Source organism: Halorubrum coriense DSM 10284 (assembly GCF_000337035.1).
GTDB lineage: Archaea > Halobacteriota > Halobacteria > Halobacteriales > Haloferacaceae > Halorubrum > Halorubrum coriense.
In genome coordinates, this window is the sequence record NZ_AOJL01000022.1 from 26,776 (window position 1) to 36,375 (window position 9,600).

At 71.4% G+C, this 9,600-nt stretch carries 11 protein-coding genes; 4 read left to right on the forward strand and 7 right to left on the reverse strand.

All coding sequences use genetic code 11. The annotated features are described in order from the left end of the window. The first annotated feature begins 164 nt into the window (after positions 1-164). Positions 165-707 (forward strand): hypothetical protein, encoded by a 543-nt coding sequence (locus C464_RS04635; protein WP_006112398.1) that lies wholly within the window; start codon positions 165-167, stop codon positions 705-707. A gap of 13 nt (positions 708-720) precedes the next feature. On the opposite strand, the gene C464_RS19555 is transcribed toward C464_RS04635, so the two are convergent. The 4 genes from C464_RS19555 to C464_RS19155 all read right to left on the reverse strand — a co-directional run bounded on the left by C464_RS19555 (position 721) and on the right by C464_RS19155 (position 2,403). Further along, positions 721-942 (reverse strand): hypothetical protein, encoded by a 222-nt coding sequence (locus C464_RS19555; RefSeq protein WP_239640190.1) that lies wholly within the window; start codon positions 940-942, stop codon positions 721-723. Next, complete coding sequence (locus C464_RS04640) at positions 939-1,475, reverse strand: hypothetical protein (protein WP_006112399.1); 537 nt, start codon at positions 1,473-1,475, stop codon at positions 939-941. The genes C464_RS19555 and C464_RS04640 overlap by 4 nt, the downstream gene beginning before the upstream one ends. 69 nt (positions 1,476-1,544) lie before the next feature. After that, positions 1,545-2,228 (reverse strand): HAD family hydrolase, encoded by a 684-nt coding sequence (locus C464_RS04645; protein WP_006112400.1) that lies wholly within the window; start codon positions 2,226-2,228, stop codon positions 1,545-1,547. Between the two features lie 34 nt (positions 2,229-2,262). Next, a complete protein-coding gene (locus C464_RS19155; protein ID WP_167539331.1) occupies positions 2,263-2,403 on the reverse strand; it encodes a hypothetical protein in 141 nt (46 codons plus the stop codon). 126 nt (positions 2,404-2,529) lie between these two features. On the opposite strand from C464_RS19155, the gene C464_RS04650 reads away from it, so the two are divergent. Next, entirely contained in the window at positions 2,530-3,669 is a 1,140-nt protein-coding gene (locus C464_RS04650) for a CBS domain-containing protein (protein ID WP_049910841.1), read from the forward strand. 98 nt (positions 3,670-3,767) lie between these two features. Here C464_RS04650 and C464_RS04655 read toward each other — a convergent pair whose 3' ends face one another. The 3 genes from C464_RS04655 to C464_RS04665 all read right to left on the reverse strand — a co-directional run bounded on the left by C464_RS04655 (position 3,768) and on the right by C464_RS04665 (position 8,309). Beyond that, positions 3,768-7,154 (reverse strand): S8 family serine peptidase, encoded by a 3,387-nt coding sequence (locus C464_RS04655; protein WP_006112404.1) that lies wholly within the window; start codon positions 7,152-7,154, stop codon positions 3,768-3,770. 44 nt (positions 7,155-7,198) lie between these two features. Further along, entirely contained in the window at positions 7,199-7,906 is a 708-nt protein-coding gene (gene radB, locus C464_RS04660) for a DNA repair and recombination protein RadB (RefSeq protein WP_006112405.1), read from the reverse strand. 196 nt (positions 7,907-8,102) lie between these two features. Next, the gene (locus tag C464_RS04665) at positions 8,103-8,309 is read right to left on the reverse strand and encodes a cold-shock protein (protein WP_004595330.1); all 207 of its coding nucleotides are present in this window, start codon (positions 8,307-8,309) and stop codon (positions 8,103-8,105) included. A 206-nt stretch (positions 8,310-8,515) separates the two neighbouring features. Between C464_RS04665 and C464_RS04670 the strand changes: the two genes are divergently transcribed. Further along, positions 8,516-9,211, forward strand: coding sequence for an SCO family protein (locus C464_RS04670; RefSeq protein ID WP_006112407.1), 696 nt, complete (start codon positions 8,516-8,518; stop codon positions 9,209-9,211). Beyond that, positions 9,208-9,600 (forward strand): TlpA family protein disulfide reductase (locus C464_RS04675; protein ID WP_049910843.1); only part of this gene is annotated, 393 nt, incomplete at its 3' end. The genes C464_RS04670 and C464_RS04675, both read left to right, overlap by 4 nt.

Here is a 9,600-nt window from a genome sequence, read left to right on the forward strand (position 1 = left end):
TCGCGGAGACGAGGCGGCGGTGCGGCGCTCGGGTCCGCCGGGTCCGCAGCAGCATTTACCAGAGCGGCCCTCGTACGGCCGCTCATGTCCGCTTCCCCTCCACGAAGTCGTCGATCCGCCCTCCAGCGCTCGTCCCGCGTGTCGCCGGTCGGAGCCGACGCCGCATGAGCCGGAACGGCGCGTGGTCGGTCTCGACGGCCGCGGGACGCGTCGAGGTCGCTCCCGGCGAGATACGGGTGCGAAAACGGCCCGATCGCGTGTGCGTCGAGGGCGTCCGAGCCCTCGCGAACGGCCGAGCGCCCCCCGTCGACCGCGACGTCTCGGGATCGGCGGTCGCCGCCGCCATCGCCGCGTTCGGGACGCTGCTGGAGTGGGGCGGCGACGCCGGTGCCGGGGTCGGCGTCGCGGCGTTCGGGCTCGCGACGGGGTTCGCCGGGGTGGGCGTCTCGGCCGTCCGGAACGCGCGGACGGAGATTCCCCTGCGAGACGTCCGGCACGCCGACTTCGCGGAGGGCGACGTGGTCGTCGTTCACGAGGGCGAGGACGGCGACGCGGTCGAGACGACGTTCCGGCCGCGGTCACCGGCGGCCCGGAATGACGCGGCGCTCGCGCTCCGCCTCCGGGGCGTCGACCTCCGTAACGCCCGCGACGCCGACGGCGTCTCTCGGACCGTCGTCGACGCCCCGGCGACCGAACTCGTCGAGTGAGTCGCGGCGGGAGTCACCGCGCCGTCGAGACCGACCGCTCGACGACCTCGTACCCCTGCGCGGCGAGCACGTCGCCGTAGTACCGCTCGGCGACCCGCCCCTGCGGGAGCCGCCGGAGGTCGAGCCGCCGCGTCGGCCGCAGTTCGAGGTCGACGACGGTCCCGCCGTCGGTCGCCTCGCGGACCGTCACCGCGTACGAGGCCCACGGCCGACCGTCCGCGGTCCCCTCGATCACGACCGTCGCGACCGGCGGGCGGTCGGAATCGCGCTCGCCGGCTCCACCGTCCTCCGCCGCGACCCCCTCGCGCACGTCGGTGGAGAGGTCGAGTTCGACCGATTTGAGTCCGAGGAGGGAGGAGAACTCGTAGGTCGCGGTCGTCTCCGGGCCGCTCCCGGCGGCGGCTGAGTCTGTCGAGCCGTCGCGGCGGTAGGGTTCCGAACCTCGTCGGCGACGCCCCACTGGAACGCGAGGTTCGGCGGCTTCGCCGACGCGAACTGGTCGACGACCGCAGCCGGCGGCGCGTCCGTCCGGAGGCGTGTCGAGCCGCGGCGTCGGAACACGGGCACGCGGAGCGCGACGACGAGGGCGGTGCCGACCGCCACGCCGGGCCAGAACGAGAGGGCGACGACCGCCGCGAGGAACGCGGCGGCGACGAGCAGCGCGAGGGTCCAGCTGGCGGCGCGCTCCGCGCGGCGGTAGCGAGCGGCGACGGAGCGCGCGTTCGATGCGTCTCTGTCGAGGTGCTGGCTCGCGGAGGGCGAGGGCATCGTCGGCGTTTCGGGGACCGATCACATGCCCGTTTTGATCGCGCGGCCGTCGGGGGGTCGGCCGCCGGGTCAGACCCCGCCGTCCGGGTCGGCCGGCGCTCGCCCGCAGATGCTCACGAGGTCGTGGAGGTCGTCGATCTCGTAGGTCGGGTGGCAGTCCAGCTCGGTCGCCCGGCGGTGGGGCCGGCGGAGGAACGCGGAGTCGATGCCGGCGTTGTCGGCCGCGCGGACGTCCGACTCGTTGTCGCCGACGAACAGCGCCGTCTCCGCGCCGAGGTCTTCGAGGGCGCGCTCGATGTAGTACGGGGAGGGCTTCTTCCGGGAGAGGCTCGCCACCGACGGCTCGCGGCCGTACGCGACCTCGAAGTGGCCCGCGAGGCCGAAGTGGTCGAGGAGGGCGTCGACGGTCGCCTGCTGGTTCGAGGAGACGACGCCGAGCGATGCGTCCAGCGCGCGGACGGCGTCGACGTCGTCGTACGGCGTCTTCTGTCCCTTCCGGGCGGCGTCGATCTGCGCCGCGGCCGCGGTCTCGTCTCTGACCCGCCAGAACTCCGCCGGGTCCACGCCGTACCGCTCGCAGATGTCCGTCAGGGTCGCGGGGTCGACCCCGACGGCGACGTCGTCGACGTGGGCGAGGTCCGGGTCCTCGACGCCGAGGCTCACGAACGCGTCCCACGCGGCCTCGCGGAGCGTGTCGAACGGCGTCCGTCCGACCAGAACCCCGTCGTTGTCGAGGACGATGGCGTCGTACACGCCTCTCTGTGGGGCGGTAGCGGGCAAAAAGGTTTCACACGCCGAAGAGCCGGAGGAAGGCCCCGGCCAGCAGCGCGAGCGCGCCGGCGATCACCCCGACGAAGGGGATCGGAACCGGCAGCGGGATCACGATCAGCGCGACGCCGAGCGCGATCAGCGCGGTCGAGAGCTTCACGGGATCGCTTCGTCGTCGCCGCTGAAATACCTTCAGGCGGATTGCGGCCTACCGACGACGGCCGCCGGCTCGTGCGACGACTCCCGCACTTTCAATACCCGGCCCGTCGAACGTTCAGACTGGACCATGAACATCTCTGATATCGTAGTGCCGGAATACGTCGAGGTCGACATCGACCAGCGGCTCGCCAAGGTCCGTTCTATCTTCGAGCGAGAGAACCCCAAGGGGATCATCGTCGTCGAGGACGGCGAATACGCCGGCGTCGTCGGCGAGAAACAGCTCATGCGCTCGCGCATGGAGGACGACACGAAGGTGTCGGCGGTGATGAAGCCGGCGCCCTCCGTCGACCGCCACGAGGACGTCCGCGAGACCGCTCGACTCCTCGTCGAGGGAGACGTGAAGATCGCCCCCGTCTACGAGGGAGAGAAGCTCTACGGCATCGTCACGGTCGACCAGATCTTGGAGGCCGTCCTCGACAGCCTCGACGCGATCACCGTCGGCCAGATCGCCACCGAGGACGTGATCGGTATCGGCGAGACCGAGAGCGTCGGGCGGGCGATCAACCGGCTCCGCGAGAACGGCGTCTCCCGGCTCCCGGTCCTCGACGAGGGCGGCGACCTCGTCGGCGTCGTCACCACGAACGACATCGTGGAGTTCGTCGTCCGCGACCAAGAGCGACAGGGCAGCGGCGACCGCGCCGGCGACATCGACCGCATGCTCGACATCCCCGTCTACGACATCATGTCGAGCCCCGTCGTCACGGCGGCGAACGACGAGACCGCGCAGGCGGTCGTCCAGCGGATGTTCGACAACGACGTCTCCGGGCTCGTCGTCACGCCCGAGGGCGCCGACACCGTCGCCGGGATGGTGACGAAGACCGACGTGCTCCGCGCGCTCACGTTCACCGAGCAGGACTCGATGGACGTCCAGATCACCAACGTCGACCTGCTGGAGGGGACCTCCCGCGAACACATCGTCGAGTCCATCGAGCAGGTCGCGGACAAGTACGCGGACATGCACGTCATCCACGCACACGTCCGGCTCCACGCCCACAAGGAGAAGCTCCGCGGCACGCCCCTGATCCAGTGTCAGATCCGTCTCCGGACCAACGAGGGTCAGGTCGGCGGCTCCGGCGAGGGGTACGGCGCCGAACACGCCTTCCACGTCGCGCTCGACAAGCTGGAGCGGAACGTCTTGGAGATCAAAGGCGTCAACGCCGACGAGGAGTACCGCGGCCAGCTCCTCCGGAAGCTCGGCGACCTGTGAGCCGGTAACGCGCTCGGCGCCCCTCGGCGATTCCGGTCGACATTGTTTTTCCCCGTCCCCGTCGTCTCCGCCGCGACAGCCGCGTGACCGCGCAGCGCTCAGGCCTCTCCGGAGCGCGACCGCGCGAACAGTACCGCCGAGAGCAGCGCGACGATCCCCGCGACCGGTCCGAATCCGGGGGTCGAGCCGTCCGAGACGCCGCCGTTCTCTGGCGCGTCGGACCCGCCGTCCCCCGCGTCGCCCGCCGCCGTGCCATCCCCGTCGGTCGACTCGTCCGCGCCGTCGGCCTCCGCCCCGTCGACTGTCTCGTCGTCGATCGACTCGTCGGTGTCGCCCGCGGGGGTTTCGGTGCCGTTCGGTGAGGAGTCCGTCGCGTTCGTCGGCTCCGTCGCGTTCGTCGGCTCCACGGTTCCGTTCGTCAGATCGGTCTCGTTCGTCGAGTCCGTCGCCTCGTTCGTGGAATCGTCGGAACCGTTCGTCGGCCCGGTCGTCTCTTCTCCGTCGGCGGGTGAGGTGCCACCGCCCCCGCCGGCACCGCCGCCACCACCCCCACCGCCGCCACCCCCACCGCCGCTACCGTCGCCGTCACCGCTACCGTCGCTCGTACCGTCGTCGCCGTCGATCACGGTGAACGCTTCCACCCGCGCGTCGTCTCCCGTCGAGGCGGTGATCTCGTGCGTCCCGGTCGACGCGTCCCCGCCGATCGAGACCGCGGTCGTCACCGTTCGCGTCGCGCCGACCGCGATGTCCGAGAGCGACCGGGATGCCGGGTCGACCGTTCCGCTGGGCGAGACGGCCGAGTTCACGGTGACGTTCCCGGCCGCTCTCCCCGCGTTGCGGACGTCGACCGAGAACTCGCCGCTCGTTCCCCGCTCGATCTCGTCCGGCCCGGAGACCGAGGTGACCTCGAACACCGCCGTCGGGGTCAGCGAGACGTTCGCCTCGCGCGACTCGTTCGCCGAGAGGTCGAACGTCGTCGACGACTCGGCGTAGCCGGCCGCGGAGACCGTCAGCGTCCGCTCGCCGCGGGCGACCGCGAGCGAGTAGTTCCCGGCCGCGTCGGTGCTCGTCGACGCCGACCCGGCGGCCACCGTCGCGTCGGCGACGGGGTCGTCACCGCTGTCGTTCGTCACCGTTCCGGAGAGCGTCGCCGCCTTCGGATCGAGCGCGAGCCCCGGGTCCGCGGTCGCGTTCGGATCGATCGTCAGGTCGGTTCGCGCGTCCGAACCGAAGTCCGGTGACGCCGCCGCGACGTCGTACGAACCGGGGCGGAGATCGACCGCGTACGACCCGTTTTCGGCCGCCTCGACGGCGACGACCGTCGCGTTCGTCCCGTTCGTGACGGTCACCGTCGCGTTGGCCGGGGGAGCGAGGTCGTCGCTCGCGTTCACGACCCCGGCGAGCGTCCCGTTCCGGAGTCGGACCGAGAGGTTCGCGCTCGCAGCGTCTCCGGACCCGTTCAGCGTCACCGCCGCGGTCGAGGGGGCGTAGGTCGCGTTGCTCGCGGTGACGGTGAGATTCGTCGCCGGCACGTCGACCGCGTAGGTCCCGTTCTCGTCGGTCGTCGTCTCAGCGACCACCTCGCTGCCGTCGTCGACGACGACGTCGATCGCGGGAAGCGTCGCGTTCGCCTCCGCGTGGGTGACGGTGCCGTTTACCGTCCCGACCGCGTCGGCGACCCTGACGGTCGCCGTGGCGTTGCCGTCGGGCGACGCTATTTCGAGCGTCGTCTCACCGGTCGCGAAGTCGCTCGGGACTGTCCCGTTCAGCCGGACGGTCGCGGAATCGTTCCCCTCGAGCGAGACGTTCGTCGCCGTCAGTTCGCGCACGTCGCTCTCGTTCGCCGGATCGGTGAGCCGGAGCGCGACGGTCCGGTTCTCGCCGCGTATCGGATCCGCGTTCGTCACGGTCGCCCTCGCGTCGAGCGTTCCGTTCCGCTCGACGGCCGGCGGCGAGTCGAGACTGGCCACGTCGTAGAACGGCTCCGTCGACGAGACGGCCGCGTAGGCGTCGACGATCCCGGTCCCGTACCGCGCGTCCGACTCGGTCGCGTTGTCGGGATGGTTCGCGGTGTCGCGCAGCGTCGCGTACAGTTCCTCGTCGGAGACGTTCCGCGACGTCGATGCGAGGACCAGCGCCGCCACGCCGCTGACGTGCGGGGCGGCCATGGAGGTACCGCTCTCGTTGACGTAGCCGCCGCCCGGTTCGGCGGAGGAGACGTTCACGCCCGGTGCCGACGCGTCGGGGACGACGTACTCCGCGGGCCAGTCGGCCGTCAGCGTCTCGTTGTCCCAGTCCGTGCTCGTGTTCAGGGTCTCCCCGCCGGAGAAGGCGGCGACGTCGCGGCTCTCGTCGACCGCACCGACGGCGAACGACTCGTACACGTTCCCGGGCGAACTCGACGTTCCGCCGCCGCTGTTACCGGCCGACGCGACCACGAGCTTCCCCGCGTCCCCGGCGTTCTGGACGGGCTCGATGAACTCGTCCACCTCCTCGTTCACGCCGAGGCTCATTTGAAGCACGTCCACGGCGGGGTCCTCCGTTGCGTACTCCATCCCCGCGACGACCTGCGCGAACGTGCCCGCCCCGGTGTCGTCCAGCACTTTCACGCCGTACAGGTTCGCTCCCGGGGCGACGCCGATCGCGGTCCCGCTGGCGTTCCCGCCCGCGACCGTACCGGCGACGTGGGTGCCGTGTCCGTCGGCGTCGCTCGCGTTCTCGACGCCCTCGCTCACGAGCGTCCCCGTCGCGTCGAACGCGGCCCAGCCGCTCAGCGTGAGGTCCGGGTGGTCGGGGTCGACGCCGGTGTCCAACACCGCGACCGTCGCGCCCTCGCCGCGCGTCCCGTACGCCTCCCAGACTTCGGGGGCGCGAACCGTGCCGACGCCGTACGTCGCGTTCGCAGACGTCGACTCCGCAGCGGCGGGAGCCCGTCCGGGGCCCGCGAGCGCGTGGCGAACGTCGCGCGCAGCGCCGTCGTCCCCGGCCGCCGCGGCCGGTTCGACCCGGAAGTTCTCGTGGACGCGTTCGACGCCGCGGACGTCGAGGAGCCGCTCGACCGCGACGCTCTCGGTGTCGACCGTCACCAGCATCGCGTTCGCGAGCCAGAAGCGTCGCTCGACCGCGACGCCGGGCTTCCGCTCGGCGAACCGCTCGAACGCGTCCTGCGCGCTCGCGGCGGCCGTCCTGAGATCCTCGGTCGACGCCGCCGTCCCGTCGTCGTCGGCGCTCGCGCGGGGTCCGGCGTCGGCGGCGAATCGCACGACGACCTCGACGGTGCCGTTCGCCGAGCGCAGTCCGGGACCGACGGCGTCGGCCGCCGCGGTCGCCGACGGGGGCGACGCGGCGGACGGGTTCGCCGGCTGGGCGTCGGGAGCGCCGGCGAGGCCGGCGGCGACCCCCGCGGGCGCGACCGCAGCGGCGAGGACGCACGCGACGACGAGCGCGCCGACCGCTCCTCGGAGCCGTCGCGAGCGATCGCTCATTGTCTGAGTAGTGGGGAGGTCGAAGTTAATTTCCTCGCCGGCGTTCAGGCGTCCGTACCCTCGGCGAGGCCGTCGCCGACGATCCGGAAGGTCGCGGTGTCGCCGGCGGCCTTCGAGCGGTGCTTTTCCAGCGTCACCCGGCGGTTCCCGCCGCGGAACCGGTCGACGCGGGCGATGGCACCGGTCCAGTGGTTGAGGGTGTTCCCGCCGAGCGCGCGGTCGCGGTCGCCGTCTGGGTCGGTGAACACCTGGTTCGTGATGACGACGGCGACGTCGTGACGGCGGGCCAAAGAGAGGAGGTGCGTCACCTGCTTGGCGACTTTCCGGAGCGACTCGCCGCCCTCGGTGTCGCCGGCGCGCTCCAGTCGGTAGAAGCCGGTCGCGGAGTCCAACACGATCAGCTCCACCTCCTCGGCGAGCTCCTCGGCGTCGCGGACGGCCTCGCGCTGGTCGTCGAAGTCGTACGCCTCCGAGATCACCAGTCGGGAGGCGATCGAGTCGACCGTCTCGTCGGTGTCCGGGTCGTCGGCGCGCCCCGCGGCCAACTGCTCGAAGCGGTCGATGGAGAGCCCCTCGGTGTCGATGTAGAGGGCGCGGTCGCCGCCGGCCGCGACCTCCACCGCGGCCGCGAGCGCGAGGTTCGTCTTCCCGGCGGCCGGCGGACCGTACACCTGCGTGACGACGCCGCGCTCGAAGCCGCCCCCCAACAGCTCGTCGACCGGCCGACAGCCGGTCGGGATCGGATCGCTCACTGCGAGACGGTTCGCCCGCGCTCGTATTTAAACGGTCGATCGCGGTGGCGAACGCGTCGCGGTGCGTCGCCCGTGACGCACGGGCGTCGCTCGTCGGGATGTGATAAGTGTGAGAGAAACGGAGATGGCGTCGATCACGTCGAACGACCGCCGAAATCCGGTAGTGCGTGCGGACGCGCCGTCCGCGGTGTGGGGGTTAGTTGCGGACGAGGTTCGTCGCGCGCGGTCCCTTGGGGGACGATTCGATGTCGAACTCCACTTCCTGACCCTCCTCGAGGTCCGGGCCGCCGACGTCTTCCATGTGGAAGAACACGTCTTCGTCGTCGTCGAGGTCGCCGTCGTCAGTCGAGATGAAACCGTAGCCGCCAGTGTCGTTGAAGAAATCAACCTTACCGTTTGCCATTGCGAATAAACGTACAGCCGGTTGGGGTATAACCCTTGCGAGGGTCGCGTTACCACGAGGGTTCCGGACGTTTGTCTATCGCCGTAATTCCGGACGTGTCCGTCGCTCGGCCGTCTCGCCGCCGTTCGGGAGCGGGCGGTCGTGTTCACCGAGTGCCAGCAGCCGCGGGGTTCATTTACGACCGACCACGTAGGTCGGACAACGACATGGACCGCCGCCACTTCCTCCGCTCGCTCGCCGTCACCGGGACCGCCGCCGGCGTGACCGCCACCGCCGGCTGCGCCGGCGTCCCCGGCGACTCCGGCGACGACGGGACGATCCTCGACCCGCCGGAACAGAACCGCGGCGAGCCGGTCCACCCGATCCACGGCGACGAGATGCCCGAGTTCACCGTTCCGGACCCGATATCGGGCGAAGAGATATCGACGGCGGAGTTCGAGGGCGAGCGCGCGTTCCTGTGGACGTCCTTCTACACCAACTGCCCCGACGGCGTCTGTCCGGCCCTCATCCTCCGCCTCCGTCGCGTCCAGGAGGTCGCGGCCGAGGAGGGGTTCGGCGGCGAGGCCGCCTTCCTCCCGCTCACGTTCGATCCCGAGCGCGACACAGCCGACGTTCTCCGCGAGTACGCCGGCCAGCGCGGCGTCGACCTCGACGCCGGCAACTGGCACTTCCTCCGGCCCGAGTCCTACGAGGCGGGCGTGGAGCTGATGGACGAGAACTTCGGGCTCAAGATCCGGAAGACGGACGGCGAGCAGTACGAGAACCTGGAGTACGCCTTCCCGCACTACGGGCTCATCCTGCTGGTCAACGAGCGCGGTATCGTCGAGCGGTCGTACCCGCGCGGGCCGGCCACCGACGTCGAACGGATTGTCGACGACTTCCGACGGGTGGTCACGGCGTGAGGCGTCGGGACCTCGTGGCGGGGCTCGCGAGCGTCGCGGCGCTCGGCGGGGCGGGCGCGGTCGCGACCGGCGGGGTCCCGGGCTCGCTCGGGGGCGGCGGGTCGGCCGACGGCGGCGACTCGACCGGCAGCGACGGGGCGGAACCGATCGAGCCGGTGACGCTCGACACGGTCGAGGCGCCCGGGAGCCGCGACGGCGAGGTCACGCTCCCCGCCCCCGACCGCCCGACGTTCGTCGATTTCTTCGGGACGTGGTGTCCGCCCTGCGCCGAGCAGATGCCGGCCCTCGCGGCGGCCCACGACCGGATCGGCGACGAGGTGCTGTTCGTGTCGGTGACGACGGAGCCCGTCGGCGAGGCGGTCAGCGAGGAGACGGTCGTCGACTGGTGG

Excerpts from the sequence above, each read along its gene's own strand:
- C464_RS04635 (WP_006112398.1), top strand. The coding sequence starts at position 165 with ATGAGCCGGAACGGCGCGTGGTCGGTCTCGACGGCCGCGGGACGCGTC.
- C464_RS04670 (WP_006112407.1), top strand. The coding sequence starts at position 8,516 with ATGGACCGCCGCCACTTCCTCCGCTCGCTCGCCGTCACCGGGACCGCC.
- C464_RS04650 (WP_049910841.1), top strand. The coding sequence starts at position 2,530 with ATGAACATCTCTGATATCGTAGTGCCGGAATACGTCGAGGTCGACATC.
- C464_RS04665 (WP_004595330.1), bottom strand. The coding sequence starts at position 8,309 with ATGGCAAACGGTAAGGTTGATTTCTTCAACGACACTGGCGGCTACGGT.
- C464_RS04640 (WP_006112399.1), bottom strand. The coding sequence starts at position 1,475 with ATGCCCTCGCCCTCCGCGAGCCAGCACCTCGACAGAGACGCATCGAAC.
- C464_RS04655 (WP_006112404.1), bottom strand. The coding sequence starts at position 7,154 with ATGAGCGATCGCTCGCGACGGCTCCGAGGAGCGGTCGGCGCGCTCGTC.